Source organism: Bartonella sp. AA89HNZF, from assembly GCF_042196905.1.
Lineage (GTDB): Bacteria > Pseudomonadota > Alphaproteobacteria > Rhizobiales > Rhizobiaceae > Bartonella.
In genome coordinates this window covers 66073-85679 of sequence record NZ_JBHIRD010000009.1, presented here as the reverse complement: position 1 = coordinate 85679, position 19607 = coordinate 66073, and the positions used below count along the sequence as shown (strand labels likewise).

Below are 19607 nucleotides of genomic sequence, written 5' to 3'. Positions count from 1 at the left end.
TCTTTAAAGAATTAATGATTTTTGCGATCTTTTTTAGAAACCAGCGTAATGAGGGAGAAAGTATGCCGTGAGAAAAAGAAGGGGAAGCTTTTTGCTTTTGCAGCCATTGGTCTTGATGTTTGAACGGAAACTGGCAGTGGTAAGGGGAAGGCTACATATTTTTGATGTTTCCGTTTCGCGATAGTTTTTTCCTATTTGAAATGCTTCTGCAATTTTTGTAAGTATATCTCCTGTTTCTAAATGACGATCGCTGAAATTTTCCATATTTCGTACATTTTTATCTTCTAGCACTTGCCATAATTTATCGATTGCTTGAAATCCCTCTGTTGTGTTTTGAATAAGACCAAGGTTTAAAAGGCGATTAATAGATTTGTGAATGTTTTTAGTTTCTGAATTGACAAGTTTGAGGATATCAGAAAAAATTTTAGCACCAAGTATAATAACAGTATAGACAGCGCGTAGTGTCGGTGAGGTCATGGCAAAAATGAGCGAATTATAAGAAAAATGCTTTGGCTGTATTGCACATGGATATCAATAGAATATTATTCGTGCAGAATGTAGCTACCTTACGCTTGTCTATCCCATAATCCTTTAAGCTATGAGACAATTTGCAACGGCGTTTACAGAGCAATCTTTAAAGACCATTTTGAGCTTTTTTGCCGCAGAGTGTGTTACAAAATCATAATTGAGCCATTTATGGCGAAGTGTTTTGCGCACCCTTGTTGTGCCCCCAGTAGCAAAAATTATATGTGACATTGAAGTTCCTTATTTTTTAGTTTGCATAAGGCAAAGGCAAGAAGCAAAGGCGGAGACACCAACAATCATGCAAAAGGTGAAAGCGATGTGATTGTTGAAATGGCTGATGATCCATCCACTTGTCCATGAGCCGGCAGCTTGGCCAATATTTGAAATAACAAGAATATAACTAAAAAGAACACTGGCAGAGAGGGATGAGGTTGTTTTCCTTGCTTGATAGTATATCTCTGGAATCATGACAGATTCATAGACACTGTAGGCAATTAACGCAGTCACAGCGGTAAAGACGCCACCCATAAGGAAAAATGCAGCGAAACTTCCCATAAGCCATAATAGGTAGAAAGTTGATTTATCAGAAAGGCTGAGATGTTTATTGATTATTCCTTGCCAGATACAAATACTGATGCCAACAATTGAAAAGAAAATTCCACTATAAGGGGCGAGATTGCTGTCAAATTTACTGAGAAGTGTTGTGGTGGTGATGAAAATTCCCATGAGGAATGCACAAAGCAAAGCCGTGACCAGCAAATAAGCAATAGAGCGATTATATATTATTGTTTTTAAAGAAGAAAGAAAAGAATTCTTTATTTTTTTGTTCTTTTCAAGAGATAATTTTTTATGGGGGTAGTGATAAACAATTTGAATGGATAAAACACAAAGATACAAACCAATGAGTGCAAAAAAAGCCATCAAAAAAACTGATGCGTTGTATTTTATGGCACTCGTTGCAACAAGAGGGGCGATAACGACAGCAGCATTTTGAAAAAAAGAATAGAGAGTTAATGCGCGCTTAAGAGCATTTTCATTGAGATGTTCTGATAAAATTTCTCTCAAAAATGGCTTTGAAATTGCTTTCGAAAAAGCCATTAAGGTAAAAAAGATCAACCATGCAGAAGGTGTGAGCGATAGGATAATGCACACAAAAGCGCTACTCCTTAAAATAAAGGCGGTAGCCATTAAGAGTTTACGCGAAAATCTTTCTAATAAACCCGTTGTGGTTACCATGAGAATGCTTTCAAGGATTACTGATCCAGCGAGATAAAAAGCGACATTGGCAGCAGTTATGAGAGAAGAGTTTCCAAGCAAAGGGAGTACAAAGAAAAAGGAAAATTCAGAAAGAAAAACTGTGCTATAGATGAAAAAAGTTATTTTATTTTTGCCCATGGAATTTCCATAGAAGTGTCGTTAAATGATCAAATACATTTTGTTGTATCTCTTGAGGAAGTTTTGTCAGCCCTGTTTCTGCTGTGCACATTTCGTTGAAATAGTATCCTTCTTGATTCACCAGCCAGTCCACTGCAAGAATATTGTTTTTTGTTTTTTCTACGATGTTTTTAGAAATATCGAGCATGATTTGGATTGAGCAACAACACTGTGCGCGGATGTCTACGCAACAATCGTAAGATCATTGAGACCTTGATCCTATATCTTCTCCTGATGGTTTTGACTGTTCCTAATCCTATTTGATAACCAATTGACATCCCGCATTCTTGCTTTTCCATTTTAACCTTTATGAAGAGGATGTACTATCCCCCCATAGATTGTCAACATATGAATGGGATGAATGATTTTGTAACCTTTTAATGAATTTATATTTTTTTAGTGGAAGGTTATTCATTCTCTTGAAATAGAGAAGAAAAACGATAGCGTTCGCTAATCATTTTTCAATTCTCTTTTAGCGCATGCGTTGATATTTTCCTCCATGGCGTTGTAAAAAACCTCTCTCAACAAGAGTGCGTCGTAATCGGGCAAAGTCTATCGTAAAGAGGTTGCATATCTTGGAAACTTCCGTTTCGCTATAGATTTTTCCCATTTGAAAGGCTTCACCAATTTTTGATAGCATCTCTTCTGTTTCTAAATGGCGGTCGCTTAAATTTTCCTTCTCCCGCTCATGTTTATTTTCTAGCATTTTCCACACTGTCTCTTCGGCTTGAAATCCTTCTGTTGTGTTGTGAATAAGTCCAAGATTCAAAAGGCGATTGATGGATTTGTGAATGTTTTTGGCATCTGAATCAATATGTTGGAGGATATCAGTAAGATTTTTTGCACCAAGGATAATGGCGGCATAAACAGAGCGCAGGGTAGGAGAGGTCATGGCAGAAATGAGTGAATTGCGTGTGTAGCGTTTGTGAAGTGCTTCTGCTCCCATGGGCAAAAGGTCATTGCGAATGGGCAGTTCATTGATTTCTATGAGTTCTGCTTGGAGCGATTGTGCACGTACAATTTGTTCGGCTGGGGTGCGTTTGCGAATAATCCCCAGACCACCCTGGCGATATTTGTGGTTTTCGGGGAGTGTTAAAGCCTCATAGGAGCCATCAAGCCGATAGAGGAGTTCTTCCCAGATAGGGGTTCTAACGCGTCGAACACGTTGTTCGCTATTGAGAGCAATCGTTGTGGTCATTGTTGGTTCATGCAGACAAAGATAACCACCAGGTGTGATATGTTCCCAAAGGGTTATAACAAATCGTACATCATCTCCTGGCGTTCCAGCATCAATCCAAGCAAAATCTATTGGCACCCAAGATTTGAGAGTTCTTTCATCAAGAGAGAAAAAATTTTCATTGATAAATGTTACAGTATCTTTTTCAATGCCATCTTTAAGAAGTCTTTGCCATGCTTGTTTTGCTTTTTGGAGTGCTCTTGCGATAAAGCGCGTACTATCACCAGCACCGATTTCAATGACTGTACGCGGTCTTGCCATTTGAATGAGTGCATGGATCAGTTGAGCACTATTTTCTGTTCCCATACCAGGTCTTATCAGCTGCATCTTTTTATCCTTATAATTTTATCAATCGTAGCATTCCTGCTTTTACAAGAAACTTTATTGAATCCTCTAGCGGGTGTTGAAGATGCATTGGTGTGGTGGCTTGCTTCAAGAGATGTTTTGTTTTTTCATGAAGCCGGATTGTACGTCCATTAAGTTGATTAATGGCAAGGAACCCAAGAGAAGAATCTATGATAATACATGTTGGCTCTCGTAAAAGAGCGGTTGCATCATTTTTTGAAAAGGCTTTTTGATTTGTTTTAAGGATTGGACAAGGCAGCCTTCACGAAGTGCTTCAAATGTGGGAAAGTCGAATCCGCCAAATGCCGCTCCTTTTGTAGAAATAACGATTGCAGGTTGTATTTGCCGTTTTCCAATTAAAGCTGGTTTATTTCTCGTTATCTGTACGTCCTTTGCCCATTGAACGCGTGATAAAGGATTGAGTTCACGTGGGTAAACGTCAAAAGAATTGATGGCTGTGGGCGGTGTGGTTTTTTGTAAGGCAAGGGTGTGGATGCTTTCATTCAAGTCATGTAGCATATAGTCTGCCAGTTGCCATATATAACCACCTGTTCCATTGTAAAAGTTTAAGCCTATAGGGTCTTGTTGCATGATGTTAAACTGTTTTCTTCTGCTTTAAAATATCAAGTTTTGGCAAGGGTTATTTGCTTGGGTTGTTTGCTCCTCCACACGAGAATGGTTTATCAAAATCACATTGCTTGGTATAGGGTTGCATGGGAGATACAATAATTTGATCAAGTGGTGATTTTTATGCTATTTTTTGGCATGTTTTTTTTTCGAGAGAAAAGATGGTAAAGTTTGCTAGGCATTATCCCATTCCTTTTTTTGCAGAGCGCGGTTTAATGTAAAGCCTAATATGCCTGTGATCATGGTGGCAATGCCGATGATAAGGAGTGTGTATTGGGTGTGATGCACTTTTACAAAACCTGCACTGATAAAACCAATGCACACGGCTGTTTGTATGATAAAGATATAGGCGGGCATTTGACTGTTTCGTTGTTCTTTTTGGATGGCTTTCATCATAAAACTTGCCATTAGTGCATTTTGCACACCGTTGGCACCCCCAAGGATGAAAAATGACAGCATCATCAACCATACAATGTGTGTGAGAGAAAAGCAGAAAATTGCAAATCCAATTATTGTCGCAGCCAGTGATGCTCCAGCAGCATTGCCAAAGCGGTGGAAAAGGCTGGAAAAGCAGAGCGGTCCAACGACGAGCCCTAGACTTATCATACTTGCAATTATCCCGTAGGTTTCAGCGCTTAAATACAGTTCGGTGCGGATGCGGACAATTGATAGGACATTAAGAGCCGAGGTGAGGGTGATGGTAATGATGAGGGGGGCAAGAGCATAGACAACATTTTTTTTACGCAAGAGCCCTCTTAAGTCTAGTCCCTTTTTGGCTTGTTGTACTGCGTTTGTTGTTGGCGTATGCATTTTTAAACTTTTAAAACAGAAGAGAGTGATAAAGGTTGCACAAAGAACCATGATGGATAGTGCAAAGAGCCCTTTTTGCCCGTTTGAAAGACCATATAGTACACCTCCTAACAGTGGTCCTGCAATGTAGCCGAGATTACGGACTGTTTGGATAATGCGGTTGTTACGGTCTAATTGCCGATCATTTTTTGCGAAGTCAGGTACAGCAACAAGGATAGCAGACCAAAAGAGTGAACCAGCACACCCTAGTGCAAAAGAAAGGGTAATATAAAGCCAAAATTGGTTAGCGATTGCGGCTGCGGCTATGAAAAGTGCTTCAAACAATAAAACAATGGGGACTGTTCGCGTTGGTTGGAAGCGATGTAAGAGGCGCGGCGCAATGGGTCCTGCACAAATTGCTCCTATAAGCCCTGCAAAAAGCAGCATTGAAATCGAGGCTGTACTTTCTGCTAAGTGTAAAGCAAATGTGACCTGCGCTGTTTCATCGGCAAAGCTGCTAAGAGCCAAAATAATAAAAAGCCCTATTTGGGCGAAAATCATGGATTTCTTCTTTGTCACAATGCTCCCCAAGATGCCAAAGCTTTTACAGCTTTCAAAATTTCCTGCTGTGCATATTTATATGGGGTATCATTTAATTTTGCTAGATCTAATTTTTTCCTGATAAAAGTTGGGAAAGGAAGCTCTCTAGATGAGATCTATACTCAAAATTGGCGCAATGCCCATTTGCAGCGATAAGGAGTTCTTTTGTTTCCAGTAAGGGCACCCATTGGAGGGTTGTGAGTGGGCGAAGAGTGATTTCATTTTCAATCTCAGAGACGTCAACAAGAGGGCGATCGATGCATAAACGTGAACTTGTATCACAAATTAATTGAGAAACCAGCATATGGCGTTTTAAGGTACCATTTGCGATGGCGGAGTTTAGTGCAGAGTGTTGAAAAGCATTATCAGGGTTTAAATTTGCTCTTCCTGATGCGCGGATATCATGTCGCGTTCGATCATCAAGATGGAGTAAATGCGTGACATAATTTTTATGATGTTGTGCATCGTGTGCTGTTTCCCAAAAGGCAATATTGATATTTGCCGCGATATTTTTTCCAGTTTCAGCAACGTGGAAAGCATCATGGGGAAAGTAGGCAACACGGTCTGTACGGTTTTGCAGCGCAATTGCTGTTGATTTATGCGCTTCATATTCAGGATATTTTAACCCTTGGAGGTCTTCTCGTGTGTTAGGCCATGCAAACATTGTTTTGCCATCCTGTAGAGTAAAACCAAAATTATGAGCGTGATCTACATGGATCCCAACATGGGTAGAAGAATACCGGCCAATGAAGCAGTCAATATCTACACGTCCACCAGGTCTAAAACCTAAAGAATGTGCTAATTGATCTGCAAATTGTTTTGCCGCGTCCCATAGTATAGGAGTTGCAGCGTATAACCCATAATACATGACCGACCATTCTTGCCCTTTAGCATATTGATCAACGCGGGCAGTATATTCTTCTATAGTCCTTTCCGTATCTAAAACAAGAAAGTTTGAAGGAGGGTGTGGAGCTCACACGCCATTAACCACTGTTACTACTTCGGATTTAGGATTAAGTGCTAAGAGTTTATGAGGACGTAGAGCGTATTGTCTTAAAGCATCCAAAACATCCATTTCATTGAAAGGGATGTACGAAATTGACAATTCAGCTCCTTGCTTAGCCCAATTTTTTGAGAAAAGCCCTCTGAAAATAACTGAAACATGCACTTAAATAAGCTTAATTTTTAAAGTTGGATGGATAAGCAGATCTATATCAACAATACATCATTAAACTTCCAGCGAACCGTTCATAACAAGCTTATTTTGATCAATTTGAATATCACTGTGCTTGGTATATTTAATACTTCCCCTTGATTTCATCTCTTTAGCAACCAATTCAATAACCTCTTTTACTTTAATTTAAGTAAAATATTCATATATTCCCTCCTTAATTGATAAAAACACATAATAATTCATATAAAAAATGATCACATTCGCGCATCTTGCATAAATTTTTTGTCAGGCGTTTTTTAGCAATATCATTGAAGAGGGTATTCGCTTTTTTTCTTAACAACAAAGAGATGCATGATTTTTTTGCTCTTTTCTTTGAAGGGATACACTGCATATAATGAAGAGCTCTCTATGTTTTCTTAAAAAGATAGATTGTTCTCTTTGAGGATTTTTGATTTTTTAAGGGCAATGAGTACAATATTCTCTCATCATTTGTGTATTCTGCTTTCAAGTTTGAACTTCGAAAGACTTTGTTTTTTTATGTTGTAAGGTCGTGTATAAGTTGCCATTTACGCAAAAAGCTTTTCAAGCAGGTGCCAAAAAAGCTGTACAGATTGTACAGCTTTTTATTGGTTTTATACTTTCTGAGCCATAAGTATTTAAAGCGTGAAAAAGTCTCTGCGACTTCTGTACCCATAATAGCCAAAAACGCTGGAAATTACGGCACCTATGAGGCTTCCTAAAAAGCCCCACCATCCCATATTGGAGGCTGTTTTTGTGGCTTTAGTTGCAGTGTTTTTTGCTCCCTTGATCGTATCCTCAAGATTGTCTGAGAGTTTTTCAGCCTGTTCTTCAAAGGTTTTGATGGCTTTTTCGGTTTTTCCCTCTGCGCTTTGATAGAGTTGAACGGCATGGTTGGCTGCTGTTTGTGCCTCCGCACGGGTCATGCCATCCTTCATAAGCGCATTGATGATATCGCTTCGATTAAATTTTGTCGTGAGATCTTCTACACGATCAGACAGGCGTTCACCAAGATTTTTTAAAGTGGTGCGATAGTGAGACGGATCATTTTTAAAAGCTGTTATCGCAGAACCAATATCATTGAGTGCAGCTTGATAGGTTTGTTTTAAGCGATTAGCATTGAGAGCAGGAATGTCGCTTTTATTGAGAAGGGTGTGTAACTCATTGCCAAGTTGGTCAAAATTAACTCCATTGTCACTTTTTGTTGTAAAAAACTTTTCAAGATTTTCACTGTTTAAGTTTGACAGTAGGGGGGATATGTTTGTTTTAAAACTATCTACGGTTTGTTGTATCGTAGCAGTGTTTTCTAGAGCGGTTTTAGCCCCTATCTTTGCTGTACTAGAAACCACGTGGATGGCTTGGAGTGTCAGAAGAAGTGTTATGAGAGCCCAGGTTAAGAACCCATGAAGAGCTCCTGCCGTTTCAGCAAAACGTCCGGCGACAAAGCCTCCCAAGGCTAGGCTAATCAGTGTAACGATAACAGAACCCACGCCAAAGGAGAGGAAAGAGCCTTCAAATGGGGATGAAGAAGTGAAATCCATTTGGCTGAAGCCCAAAGCAGAAATGAGGAAAGAGAGGCAGATTGAGGTGGCAAGAGCTGTCACCAGTCCCGCAAAGATTGCGGACCATGAAATGGGTGTGTGAAAGAATGGATACTTTTCTTCTAGAGATGTTTCTCCTAGAAAATTGGTATCGAATGGTGTGTTTTCAGGAATGCGAGTTTCCATGTTTTATCTCCTTGAATATGCTGGAGATACAATGCCTTTTTGCAAATTATGTTCCAAAAGGGAATAGATATGAGCCAAAAAGGAATAGGAAAGATCTAAAGTTAAGATCGAGATCATCATGGTGGGGCATTTTCTTTTGAAACTTTGTTTAAAGCGCGTTCATAGAGAGTTTTTGTTGATCATAAAAAAGGGTGTGAAAACGACAAGGTACGCTTATAGGGCTTTATGAGGTCATAATAATATGGATGCTTTTTTGTTTATATTCTTTCATAAATTTGAATTTTTATCTCATGACAACGTCTTGGTCGATAAACATATGATAAGCGTTACGAATGGGAATATATTTATGTTTCATGAATAAAAGCACACTTTGTATAGAGAGCTCTTTCTTTGTGTTTTCGCTATTGTATTCTTTTGACAAATGCTTTTCTTTTTGATTGTATCAAAAAGTTTAAAGAGAGACCTTGTTAGGATATAAAATGTTTCGTTCAACTTTTTTTAAAAATCGTGAAATCTATGGACCTCTTTGTATTGGCTTTGATCCGAGCCATAAAGTTTTGCAATCGTGGAAACTAAGCTTTGATTATAAAGGTCTAAAAGATTTTTGTGATATTCTCTTAACAGCAGTTGTGGGTAAAGTAGGTATTATAAAGCCGCAAGTCGCATTTTTTGAATTATATGGTGTGGAAGGTCTTCAAGCTCTGAAAGAACTGATTGAAAATGCACACGAACAAGGCATATTGGTTCTGGCGGATGCAAAAAGGGGGGATATTGGCTCTACTGCTGAAGCCTATGGTAAGGCTTGGCTTGGTTCAAGCAGTGCGTTCAAAGCTGATGCCATGACAATTAATCCTTTTTTGGGTTTTGATGCTCTTATTCCTCTGATAAAGGTTGCAGAAGAAACAGGAGCAGGGGTTTTTGTGGTTGTTCAGTCTTCTAATCCAGAGGGGAAACAAATACGAAATGCCCTTATTGGTGATCAGACACTCTCTCTTCATCTTGCACAGTGTATTTGTGATTATAATAGTCAGTCTTCGGTTATTCATCATAATATTGGCCCCATAGGTGCGGTTATAGGAGCGACATTAGGATCTGAATCAAAAAACACAATCGAGCAGTTAAAAAATAGTCTGTTTCTCGTTCCGGGTATTGGCGCTCAAGGTGGAACAATGACACAACTAGCAAATCAATTTCCACAAAGACTTTTGCAGAATGTTATTCCCTCTGTATCACGCTCTATTACAGATGCTGGACGAAATATTGTTGATTTAAAAAATGTTATCAATCATTTTGCAGAACAAGCGCAAAGCACACTGATGTCTTGAGGGTTTTTGCATCTGTAATAAATCTGAAGAATTCTGAGAGGGAGGGGTTTTGAGGGGGATGCTTTCGATTTATCAAGAATCAACTGTCGCTTTGAGGTTTCTTTCAACAAGCACAGATGTCTTTTCATTGAATGTTAAGCGGGCATTTCATGTTGAGCGGGAGGCTATGTTCCTATTGAAAGTACAAATATTTTCAGTAGATTGCCTTAAGGGTAAAGGTTTGCATCTTTTAAAAGCAAAAGCTTATGCATATTGTTACCAGTTTCCAGTTGATAAAGGTATTGCAGCGTTTGTTTCTATAAGATAGACACACGTTATCGGTGAATATATATTGTTGTTAGAGAAAAACATGTCATCAAAACAAGAAAAAACCAAAGCCCGTTTACCCCGTGGGTTTGTTGATCGTACAAGTGCACAGTTGTATGCAACTGAAACAATGATTGCGCAAATTCGTGAAGTTTATGAACTTTACGGTTTTGAAGCGCTAGAAACTCCAATTTTTGAATATACAGATGTGCTGGGTAAGTTTTTACCGGATTCAGATCGTCCAAATGCGGGCGTTTTTTCGCTACAAGATGATGATGAGCAATGGATGTCTTTGCGCTATGATCTTACCGCGCCTCTTGCTCGTTATTTTGCCGAGAATTTTGAAATTTTGCCAAAGCCTTATCGCAGTTATCGTCTTGGCTTTGTTTTTCGCAATGAAAAACCAGGTCCAGGGCGGTTTAGGCAATTTATGCAGTTTGATGCGGATATTGTTGGAACACCAACGGTAGCAGCTGATGCCGAAATTTGTATGATGGCAGCTGATAGTTTGGAAAAACTAGGGTTTCAGCATCATGAATATGCCATTCGTCTGAACAACAGAAAAATTCTCGATTGCGTTTTAGAGAAAATTGGTTTGGGGGGAAATGAGCAGGTTGAAAAGCGCTTAACTGTCTTAAGAGCAATTGATAAACTGGATAAATTTGGTTCTGAAGGGGTGTGTTTGCTTTTGGGAAAAGGGCGTTTGGATGAAAGTGGTGACTTTACAAAAGGGGCGGAGCTTAAGGATAAAGAGATTGAGTGTATTCTTACCTTAACTGCTGCTGGAGCTGAAACAGCAGAAGAAACGCTTGAGGCTCTTAAAGAAGTGGTTGGTGATCATGTTCAAGGGCGTGAGGGAATTCGTGAGCTTGAGGAAATGCAAGCAATTTTTGCCGCAAATGGCTTTCAGAATCGTATCAAGATTGATCCATCGGTGGTGCGTGGACTGGATTATTATACAGGTCCTGTTTTTGAGGCTACGTTGCTGTTTGATGTTCTTAATGATGATGGGCAGAAAGTTGTTTTTGGCTCCGTTGGTGGTGGTGGGCGCTATGATGGATTGGTGGCACGCTTTCGTGGTGAAAACATTCCAGCAACAGGTTTTTCAATCGGGGTCTCGCGCTTGATCGCTGCTTTGCAAAATCTTGAAAAGTTGCCTATGAAGGAGACAACAGGGCCGGTTGTGGTGCTGATGATGGATAAAGAGCCAGAGGCGGTTGCTGGTTATCAAAAAATGGTGATGCAGTTGCGTGGTGCGGGAATTCGTGCTGAGCTCTATTTGGGGGCATCGGGGATAAAAGCGCAGATGAAATATGCAGATCGACGCCAAGCGCCTTGTGTGGTTATCCAAGGCTCACAAGAACGTGAGAGCGGAAAAATACAGATTAAAGATTTGATTGAAGGGGCGCGTTTGTCTCATGAAATTAAGGATAATCAAACATGGCGTGAAAGTCGGCCAGCACAAGTGACGGTTGATGAAGATCAATTGGTCAAAACAGTACAGGATATTTTAGCCGCCCAAAAATGATAATGGTAAAAGTCTTTATCGAAAAGATTACCTGAAATATTCGGAAAAGTTGAGATTCAATTTTTGAAATTTGTGCTTTGCTCGTTTATACGTGCTGGCACACGCGTTCAAAAGCGCGGTTTTGAAGTGTGTGCGGCATAAAAGAGAGATTTTTTAAGAGATAAATAAGCGCTATTTGCTATAAAACGTGCCCTTCTGAGGATGCGATGATAATGCGTTAAAATGTGCAAAAAAAAATAATAACGAACAAAAACTCTGAGAAAATTAAAGGGTTTCACGTAACGCTTCTGCAAAAGTTTATAAAATATTGACAAGTTCATATTGGCTTCATCTTTGAATTCTCATCTATGAGTATCAAATCCTTTGATGTTCTCTTCTTGGACATTACAAAATCTAGCCTTATTGCAAAAGGAGGGAGAACTAGAGCGTTTTATCCTAAAAGACTTTTTAAGCTTCAAAAAACAATGGAATGACTTAAATCGAACAATTTTTTACAGGAGCATGTTTGGATGAATTGTAAGCTGCCATAATGGTAACTTACTGATAATGTGCATTTTTCATAAAGTCAATTCTTTAACGGAGAAATGAAAATGGTCCAATATGATTTTACTCTGCTCTATGAACGAAATCCCTTTATTCTTGAAAGACCTGAGAATATTGGAAAATCATTTAAACTTCCTCTTTCAAATTTCGGACTTGAAGATCTTCCGCAAATTACCTTTTCAGGCGCCTCGTCGTGTCGGCGTATGATTTTTGGGCTATCATTTAGTGGTATGAAAGCATTTTTTGTGATGTTGTGGCAGGTAGGGAAAATGTTAGATGAGGGGGATAATGTGGATTTATGGTTTGATCAGATAACATTGGATCATGATATTCTTGAAGAATTTTTGACTTGCGATCTTTTAATTCAAGAACCAGAATATCTTAATTTTGAAAGTTTTAAAGAAGGTATCAAAGAATTAGAAACAAATAAAATTGTAGCGAAGGGAACAAAAAAAGATTGTTATTTCATCAATCCAGATATTTTTGGTCTTCCTGAATGTGATGAAGATTTTGAGTTCGATGAAGAGGAAGAGATAGAAACACACTTTACGGTAGAATACCCGAATAAACAACTCCTTTAACCGTTTTTCTCTTAGAGAAAAATAAAAGCTTAGAATAAATGGCTATGAGAACAGCAATGAGTCTGTTTAGGGTATGTGAATTGGAATGTTTTCGGGATTTGTTTTGATTTAATATTCTCCATGAATGGTTCTTTATGCAGAGCAGTTTTTATGCCATATTTTCTTCTTTTTATGAGACATAAGTCAATTTGAAGTGTGCACCTCTTCAAACAAATGTTTGATCTGTATTTTCTTTCTTGATACTTTTGTGAACTTTGCAGTCTTGATGTTCATACCTCTTGTATTTTAGAGCCTTTACGAGAGGTATTTTTACTCTTTTTAATCGTTTATTCATATGCCAATCCCACTTGCTAATGAGCAAGAAAATAGTTTTAAGGGATTCAATATAAGAAGGGATAAAATAAAACAATCTTATGATATTCGACTCCTCTCATTCAATATGCAAAATTATAAATTATCTTTATAAATCAAATTATTATTCGACACAAAGTTTTTCTCAGTATGAGAAATTTAGCATTGATCTTGCATATTTCATCAATACGTTAGTCCTTGATGTTTCCGAGAGAGTTTTTGCATGAATTTGCGCCTTTGGCAATTGCATCCCCATTTTTTGATAGCGTGCAACAGCTTTTAACTCTTTGATTTTTTAGCGCTACAACGGGATTTTTCATCGGCAATTTTCCAAGCTTTTGCAAAGCCGTTAAAACATGAAAGATTTATTGAAAAATTATTGTTGGAATATTTTCTCACAGAAGGCGCACAATCAACTTATCGTGTCTGTTTTCACGAATAGAGGTTGCAAAAAGTAAACGACACAAATTCCCTGAGGAAGGAGATTTGTGTCGTAAAATTTTGTTTAAATAGACGATTGGGGAATTAGCTTTTCAAGGCTTTTAAAACATGTTGTGGTGAAGAAACTTCATAAGGATCTGTTGCACAATTATCTGAAAAACCTGCTTCTTCGAACCATTGTTCAACCACACCATCATTAATAACAGCTGCATAGCGCCATGATCGCATGCCGAACCCAACATTGTCTTTTGCAACCAGCATACCCATTTTGCGTGTGAATTCACCAGAGCCATCGGGAATTAATTTCACGTTTTTGATATTTTGTGCTTTTCCCCAAGCATTCATGACAAAAGCATCATTGACGGAAAGGCAATAAATTTCATCAATACCCGCTTGTTTAAATTCATCATAGAGTTTTTCAAAATCAGGCAGCTGAAAGGTTGAGCAAGTAGGGGTAAAAGCTCCAGGAAGAGAAAAAAGAATAACACGCTTTCCTTTAAAGTAAGCATCGCTGTTAACTTCTTGCCACCGATAAGGATTGTCTCCAGCCATTGATTCATCGCGTACGCGTGTGTGGAATGTTACATTGGGAACTGTTTTTTTCATCATCATGATGCTCCTGTATTCTTTTACGAAAATTTTGTTTTAAAACAGCCTTCGTATTTAAAAACATATGGGAAAGATCGTTTTAAATAAAAGGGCTTCTTAAAAAATTCTTACTTCTAACGAGTGTGCAAATATTTCATACTTCCGTCAAGTAGAATTAATGGTCGACTTTGGATACTCTTCACCTTAAAATTATAGGAAAGAATATAAAGGTATTGATATGACCATAAAGACAGTTTTAACCACGGCTTTTGAGGGGCAAAAACCGGGAACGTCTGGTTTGCGCAAAAAAGTGTCTGTTTTTCAACAACCCCATTATGTAGAAAACTTTATACAATCTCTTTTTGATAATATTGGACCTCTTGAAGGAAAAATGTTGATTCTTGGGGGGGATGGGCGCACTTTTAATCGTACTATCCTTCAGATTGTGTTGAAGATGGCGGCGGCGCATGGTGTTTCTTGTATTAAAATGGGAAGGGGCGGTATTCTTTCTACACCTGCTGTTTCGCATCTTATTCGTAAAACTCATGCCCATGGTGGACTTATTCTTTCTGCAAGCCATAATCCTGGTGGTCCAGAGGGAGATTGTGGTATTAAATATAATATTTCTAATGGGGGACCGGCTCCTAATTCTTTATGTGATGCTATTTTTGCAACATCGCAACGTCTTTCTTTTTATAAAATTCTTGAAGCACCAGATATTGATTTAGATAGGCAAGGTACGATCTTTATGGGAGCCATGCGGATTGATATTATTGATCCTGTCGCTGATTATGTTGCTTTGATGCAGGAGCTTTTTGATTTTGACTGTATTGCCAAGGCTGTTGCTCGAGGTCTTACTTTACGGTTTGATGCCATGCATGCGGTAACAGGGCCTTATGCTCATGAAATTTTTGAAAAATGCTTAGGATTTTCTGAAGGGACGGTGGTTAATGGTATTCCTTTGCCAGATTTTGGAGGTGGTCATCCAGATCCCAATTTGGTTTATGCTAAGGCTCTTTATGATTTATTGATGTCAGAGAAAGGACCAGATCTTGGCGCAGCCTCTGATGGTGATGGAGACCGTAACCTCATTATTGGTCGTCAACAATTTGTCTCGCCTTCGGATTCTTTGGCTATTATGGCTGAACATGCACACCTTATTAAAGGATATCGAAAAGGTGTTGTGGGGATAGCACGTTCTATGCCGACGGGGCGTGCTGCTGATCTGGTTGCGGAAAAAAAAGGACTAAACTTTTTTGAAACGCCAACGGGATGGAAGTTTTTTGGAACCCTTTTGGATGCGGGAAAAGTAACCTTTTGTGGTGAAGAAAGCTTTGGAACGGGCTCTCTTCACATCCGTGAAAAAGATGGTTTATGGGCTGTCCTATTTTGGTTAAATCTTTTAGCGGTAACAGAAAAAACTGTCGCACAAATTGTTCAACAGCATTGGTTCACCTATGGGCGTTTTTACACGTTACGGCATGATTATGAAGAAGTCGAAGCAGACAAAGCTTTGGCACTTATAGAGCATTTGCGTGGGCATTTACCACAAGAAGGAACCGAAATTGCTGGATTTTTCGTCAAAAAAGCAGATGATTTTACATATCATGATCCCGTTGATCAGAGCGTTAGTACGCAGCAAGGTATCCGTATTTTTTTCGAGAATGGTGCACGGTTGGTGGTTCGTTTGTCGGGAACAGGGACGCTAGGTGCTACTTTACGACTTTATTTTGAACAATATGAAAGTGATCCGCGCAAACACAACTTTAATCCGCAAGACGTTCTTAAACCTTTGCAACAGGTAGCATTAAAACTGTTAAACATACAACAAGCATTGGGGAGAGATCACCCTGATATTATCACCTAAGATCATTGGAATGTTTTTTTTGTAAAGGTATGATGATTGATCACATGGGTGTGATTTTAGGGGTGTGATTTTATGTGCATAAGGGAGATCTTCCATTTTCAAGCTCGCTTTGTTTTTTTCACCTTTACATATCGATCCGATTCCTAAAACTGCGTGCTTCTTAAAACTGAATGCTGTAGGCAATTATAATCCAGCATAATCGGAGCATTTATGCCCAATGGGTTTGCTCAATGGCTTGATAAAAATTTTTGTTTAATAGGATGATGTTCCTCATGCAAAACAGAACACTGTCGTTATTGCGCATTTCATATGCTTATTTAAAAAGCCTCTCTCAATACACTTACGCCCTTCTTTATGGAATGCTGTTCATGTAGGAGATCACGGTAAATCCTCGTGAAGAATATAATGGTCGATATATATTGGATAATAAATTGATTTATAATAATAATTTAGTATTATTCAATTTGAATGAGAGCTCTCCAATATTGTAAGATTATCTCATCTCAAATCTATTCCATGTTGAATCAATTAAAACCATTCATTTGCACATAACAAGCGGGGAGAGCCGTGTGGATAAAAACTGTACAAAAAAGAACTAAAAACACCTCTTATGAATCAATCATCTTTTGTGCCAAGGGCAGTGACAACATTGAGCACCACCATTTTTATGAGAGAGTAAGCCCAGCTCCATCACACTTATTGATTAGTTCCCAATGTGCATCTTTCCACTTGTAACATGCAAGCGCAAGGCTTTGGTTGCTTCAATAGAAGAGGATTTGAAATAAGAGAATCTTAAAATATTCGGGTGTCCTATTCAACATACAAAACCATTGATGATGATTATAAATCAACATATTCTCTAATATTATAACCGTTATCTTTACTTAACATAAAAGGTCAAGTTAGGGCATCACTTTCTTTTCTCGCAATATTCAATCGTGCTTCGCTCTTTGAGAGAATTTATTAAGAGATGTTCCTTTTTTCATTTTTTATCCATTCGTTAATTTCATTTGTGGCGGATAAGAAAATGATTTTGATTGATTTATAATAGAGAATGAAGGGAGTAAATTTTATGATAGGTAGGGGCTTATTTAAGGTGTACAATGATAAATCATTCTTATAAATTAACGTCTTGTCTGTGGTGATCGCATTGACAAACATAGTTGGCAGATGGGGAATGAAATAAAGGGACGTATTTTTCTAAAATAATGGACAATAAGCATTTCTTGTTTTATGACCGTCATAATGAATGATTTTTCTAAAAAAGGGGAATTTATGACCCAATATCCCAAATGTCCTCGTTGTGATTGTCTTTATACTTATGAAGATGGTGAAAATTTTGTGTGTCCTGAATGCGCACATGAATGGCCACAAAAGAACGATGCCGCTGTTCTTTCCGATACTGTTTATGATGCCAATGGTCAGATTTTGACAAATGGCGATACTGTTATGGTGATAAAAGATCTGAAAGTAAAAGGCGCTTCATCTGTTTTAAAAGGGGGGACGAAGGTAAAGAATATTCGCTTGGTGGATGGAGATCATAATATTGATTGCAAAATTCCAGGGATTGGTCAGATGAGTTTAAAGTCGGAGTTTGTGAAAAAAGTTTAGACGTTTATCCTATTGCAATTGTTTTTGGATTTCGTTGGTTTTCTATTTTTACATTCTTCTCTAATTGGGCATATTTTTCTCCAGTGGCTTCTTTTCTTGTTTCATAGATTACACCAATCAGATAAAAGCAATATGTTTTCCTTTATTGTAAGGCCATGTATAGCAGAGAAATAGCGACTCTGTTTTTTCTTTTAATATGCGGTTATGAGGGGACTGGATGTTGACTCATAAGCAACAATAAAAGTATGCGCTTTATGAGAAGAACAATACCGTAAAGTAGACAAACTTATTCCTGCTGAATTGAAAAAATATTCTCATTTTTTTTATCAGATAATTTCTCAAACAACCATAATAGATCTGGCTTCAATGTATTTATTTTTTATGGGTAGTTACACCTTTTGCGTCATATTTATGGAAATGAGATTGAAAATGATAGAGGAAATTCTTGATTTTAAGAATGGAAAAAGGACGCTATGATCTTGATAAGGTCTTATTGCCATGCATTTTCCAGCTCTTAGTACTGCAACAGTCTCTTATAAAAGTGTACATAAGAGCTATTAAAAATAGTTTTTGTTATTATCCAGTTTGTGCTGTGTAAGCGGACGATTTTGATTGATGCAATAAAAACATAATTGAAATAAGAAGAATGTCAGAATTCTCATTGCAAGTTGCAAAATGTGATCTTTGTCGAGTGGCTGAAACAACATATTGATTTATAATAATAAATTAGCGTTATTCATATTGAATTAGAACCCCGAATAACGTGGGATTCTCTCATTTCAAATCTGTTCCATGTTGAATCAATTAAAATCACTTGCTTGCACACCACACGCGGGGCTGGCGTGTGGGTAAAAATGAGGAAAGAAAGGATTAAAAATGACTCTTATGAATCGTCTTAATGAAAGAGCTGTCGCATCATTAGGGGCTGGCAGATATGATGATGGTGCCGGCTTGCTACAAGAAGTATTTTGCGTGATTTGTCGTTGGAAGCACTGAGAAAGATAGAGCAAATGAGCACTCTATCGTACAATGTTTTCTTTTTTGGGTTTTCTTTTTTTGTAACGAGGTCGTGTTTTCCTCGTTAAAATTGCATGACAAGATTATGAGATAAAATAAATTTAAAGTGCACACCCATACATTGTACTTCTGTGTACGATTGGTTTGTTGAAATAACTTATGCTTCTTAAAGGGGGCTTTGAAATCTTTTTAAGGCATATGTGGAGGTGAAAGGTGAGTGAAGGTATCATTATTGGACAGATTTTTGTAACAGTACTCTATTTTTATGACTGCATGGCTTACTTCGAAAATTTCAGGAATAAAATGACGTAAGATTTTTGCACTCCATGTTTGAGCGCTGTTGAAGAGGGGCAATCGGTGTGGTTATTTTACCTATTGAGGTCAATATTTATTGTGGCATGGCTTCAACGCCTAAAACTTCAGGGATAAAATGACGTAAAAGATTTTCAATACCATGTTTGAGTGTTGCTGTTGAAGAGGGACATCCAGCGCAGGAGCCGCGCATATTGAGATAAACAATACCATTTTCAAATCCGCGAAAAGTAATGTCTCCACCATCGTTGGCAACTGCGGGGCGGATACGTGTTTCAAGGAGCTCTTTAATGGTTAAGACAATATCAGCATCTTTTTCGTCATAAAATTCTTCGTTAAGGGCATGGGTTTGTGCTTGTGTTGTAGCGTTGGTGGTGATCACTGGCTCATTGGATAGAAAATGTTCCATGATTGTGCCTAAAATGACGGGCTTGAGATGTTGCCATTCTCCTTCTTTTTTGCTTACGGTGATAAAATCATAGCCTAAAAAAACACCATTGATATTGGGAATATTAAACAGTTTAGCCGCTAAAGGTGAGTTTTTAGCTGCTTCTTCACGGTCACGAAATTCTAATACGCCCTCAGAAAGAACCACGCGTCCTGGCAGGAATTTAAGTGTTGCAGGGTTTGGGGTGGTTTCAGTTTGAATAAACATAGATTC

The 19607-nt window shown here is 38.2% G+C and carries 17 protein-coding genes and 1 pseudogene; 7 read left to right on the top strand and 11 right to left on the bottom strand.

Translation table 11 applies throughout. From position 1 onward, the window contains the following. Positions 1-33 precede the first annotated feature (33 nt). The 9 genes from ACFIN0_RS05780 to ACFIN0_RS05740 form a co-directional block, all read right to left on the bottom strand. Positions 34-477 (bottom strand): hypothetical protein, encoded by a 444-nt coding sequence (locus ACFIN0_RS05780; protein ID WP_375702111.1) that lies wholly within the window; start codon positions 475-477, stop codon positions 34-36. Positions 478-591: 114 nt separating this feature from the next. After that, entirely contained in the window at positions 592-756 is a 165-nt protein-coding gene (locus ACFIN0_RS05775) for a hypothetical protein (RefSeq protein WP_375610627.1), read from the bottom strand. A gap of 9 nt (positions 757-765) precedes the next feature. Then, positions 766-1920, bottom strand: a complete 1155-nt coding sequence (locus tag ACFIN0_RS05770; protein ID WP_375610626.1) for an MFS transporter — start codon at positions 1918-1920, stop codon at positions 766-768. Between the two features lie 511 nt (positions 1921-2431). Continuing rightward, complete coding sequence (locus ACFIN0_RS05765) at positions 2432-3523, bottom strand: DUF2087 domain-containing protein (RefSeq protein WP_375702110.1); 1092 nt, start codon at positions 3521-3523, stop codon at positions 2432-2434. Positions 3524-3709: 186 nt separating this feature from the next. Continuing rightward, positions 3710-4132 carry a hypothetical protein gene (locus ACFIN0_RS05760; RefSeq protein ID WP_375702109.1) on the bottom strand — a complete coding sequence of 141 codons (423 nt, stop codon included), beginning with the start codon at positions 4130-4132 and terminating at the stop codon, positions 3710-3712. A gap of 210 nt (positions 4133-4342) precedes the next feature. After that, on the bottom strand, positions 4343-5536 hold the full coding sequence (locus tag ACFIN0_RS05755) for an MFS transporter (protein ID WP_375702108.1): 1194 nt from the start codon (positions 5534-5536) through the stop codon (positions 4343-4345). An 88-nt stretch (positions 5537-5624) separates the two neighbouring features. After that, entirely contained in the window at positions 5625-6425 is an 801-nt protein-coding gene (locus ACFIN0_RS05750) for a hypothetical protein (protein WP_375614793.1), read from the bottom strand. Between the two features lie 105 nt (positions 6426-6530). Next, on the bottom strand, positions 6531-6662 hold the full coding sequence (locus tag ACFIN0_RS05745; protein WP_375610621.1) for a hypothetical protein: 132 nt from the start codon (positions 6660-6662) through the stop codon (positions 6531-6533). A 725-nt stretch (positions 6663-7387) separates the two neighbouring features. Next, a complete protein-coding gene (locus ACFIN0_RS05740; protein WP_375702107.1) occupies positions 7388-8476 on the bottom strand; it encodes a DUF3792 domain-containing protein in 1089 nt (362 codons plus the stop codon). Between the two features lie 479 nt (positions 8477-8955). Between ACFIN0_RS05740 and pyrF the strand changes: the two genes are divergently transcribed. The 4 genes from pyrF (at position 8956) to ACFIN0_RS05720 (ending at position 12759) form a co-directional block, all read left to right on the top strand. Next, positions 8956-9801 (top strand): orotidine-5'-phosphate decarboxylase, encoded by an 846-nt coding sequence (pyrF, locus tag ACFIN0_RS05735; RefSeq protein WP_375702106.1) that lies wholly within the window; start codon positions 8956-8958, stop codon positions 9799-9801. A gap of 58 nt (positions 9802-9859) precedes the next feature. Further along, on the top strand, positions 9860-10108 hold the full coding sequence (locus tag ACFIN0_RS05730) for a hypothetical protein (RefSeq protein ID WP_375702105.1): 249 nt from the start codon (positions 9860-9862) through the stop codon (positions 10106-10108). Between the two features lie 42 nt (positions 10109-10150). Further along, on the top strand, positions 10151-11635 hold the full coding sequence (gene hisS, locus ACFIN0_RS05725; protein ID WP_375702104.1) for a histidine--tRNA ligase: 1485 nt from the start codon (positions 10151-10153) through the stop codon (positions 11633-11635). Between the two features lie 590 nt (positions 11636-12225). Further along, the gene (locus ACFIN0_RS05720) at positions 12226-12759 is read left to right on the top strand and encodes a replication protein (RefSeq protein ID WP_375702103.1); all 534 of its coding nucleotides are present in this window, start codon (positions 12226-12228) and stop codon (positions 12757-12759) included. 876 nt (positions 12760-13635) lie between these two features. On the opposite strand, the gene ACFIN0_RS05715 is transcribed toward ACFIN0_RS05720, so the two are convergent. After that, on the bottom strand, positions 13636-14160 hold the full coding sequence (locus tag ACFIN0_RS05715; protein WP_375621555.1) for a peroxiredoxin: 525 nt from the start codon (positions 14158-14160) through the stop codon (positions 13636-13638). A 217-nt stretch (positions 14161-14377) separates the two neighbouring features. Here ACFIN0_RS05715 and ACFIN0_RS05710 point away from each other — a divergent pair, with 217 nt between their 5' ends. From ACFIN0_RS05710 to ACFIN0_RS05700, 3 genes and pseudogenes are all read left to right on the top strand, one after another. Beyond that, positions 14378-16006, top strand: coding sequence for an alpha-D-glucose phosphate-specific phosphoglucomutase (locus tag ACFIN0_RS05710; RefSeq protein WP_375702102.1), 1629 nt, complete (start codon positions 14378-14380; stop codon positions 16004-16006). Between the two features lie 1275 nt (positions 16007-17281). After that, positions 17282-17617 (top strand): zinc ribbon domain-containing protein YjdM, encoded by a 336-nt coding sequence (locus ACFIN0_RS05705; protein ID WP_375607236.1) that lies wholly within the window; start codon positions 17282-17284, stop codon positions 17615-17617. Positions 17618-18493: 876 nt separating this feature from the next. Continuing rightward, positions 18494-18574, top strand: a pseudogene (locus ACFIN0_RS05700) (DUF4102 domain-containing protein); the annotation flags it as partial. Between the two features lie 448 nt (positions 18575-19022). On the opposite strand, the gene ACFIN0_RS05695 reads toward ACFIN0_RS05700, so the two are convergent. Then, entirely contained in the window at positions 19023-19601 is a 579-nt protein-coding gene (locus tag ACFIN0_RS05695) for a NifU family protein (RefSeq protein ID WP_375612176.1), read from the bottom strand. Positions 19602-19607: the final 6 nt, after the last annotated feature.

Bases quoted from the DNA above. Each gene is read 5' to 3' on its own strand.
- ACFIN0_RS05780 (WP_375702111.1), bottom strand. From the start codon at position 477: ATGACCTCACCGACACTACGCGCTGTCTATACTGTTATTATACTTGGT.
- ACFIN0_RS05775 (WP_375610627.1), bottom strand. From the start codon at position 756: ATGTCACATATAATTTTTGCTACTGGGGGCACAACAAGGGTGCGCAAA.
- ACFIN0_RS05770 (WP_375610626.1), bottom strand. From the start codon at position 1,920: ATGGGCAAAAATAAAATAACTTTTTTCATCTATAGCACAGTTTTTCTT.
- ACFIN0_RS05765 (WP_375702110.1), bottom strand. From the start codon at position 3,523: ATGCAGCTGATAAGACCTGGTATGGGAACAGAAAATAGTGCTCAACTG.
- ACFIN0_RS05760 (WP_375702109.1), bottom strand. From the start codon at position 4,132: ATGCAACAAGACCCTATAGGCTTAAACTTTTACAATGGAACAGGTGGT.
- ACFIN0_RS05750 (WP_375614793.1), bottom strand. From the start codon at position 6,425: ATGTATTATGGGTTATACGCTGCAACTCCTATACTATGGGACGCGGCA.
- ACFIN0_RS05740 (WP_375702107.1), bottom strand. From the start codon at position 8,476: ATGGAAACTCGCATTCCTGAAAACACACCATTCGATACCAATTTTCTA.
- pyrF (WP_375702106.1), top strand. From the start codon at position 8,956: ATGTTTCGTTCAACTTTTTTTAAAAATCGTGAAATCTATGGACCTCTT.
- ACFIN0_RS05730 (WP_375702105.1), top strand. From the start codon at position 9,860: ATGCTTTCGATTTATCAAGAATCAACTGTCGCTTTGAGGTTTCTTTCA.
- hisS (WP_375702104.1), top strand. From the start codon at position 10,151: ATGTCATCAAAACAAGAAAAAACCAAAGCCCGTTTACCCCGTGGGTTT.
- ACFIN0_RS05720 (WP_375702103.1), top strand. From the start codon at position 12,226: ATGGTCCAATATGATTTTACTCTGCTCTATGAACGAAATCCCTTTATT.
- ACFIN0_RS05715 (WP_375621555.1), bottom strand. From the start codon at position 14,160: ATGATGAAAAAAACAGTTCCCAATGTAACATTCCACACACGCGTACGC.
- ACFIN0_RS05710 (WP_375702102.1), top strand. From the start codon at position 14,378: ATGACCATAAAGACAGTTTTAACCACGGCTTTTGAGGGGCAAAAACCG.
- ACFIN0_RS05705 (WP_375607236.1), top strand. From the start codon at position 17,282: ATGACCCAATATCCCAAATGTCCTCGTTGTGATTGTCTTTATACTTAT.
- ACFIN0_RS05695 (WP_375612176.1), bottom strand. From the start codon at position 19,601: ATGTTTATTCAAACTGAAACCACCCCAAACCCTGCAACACTTAAATTC.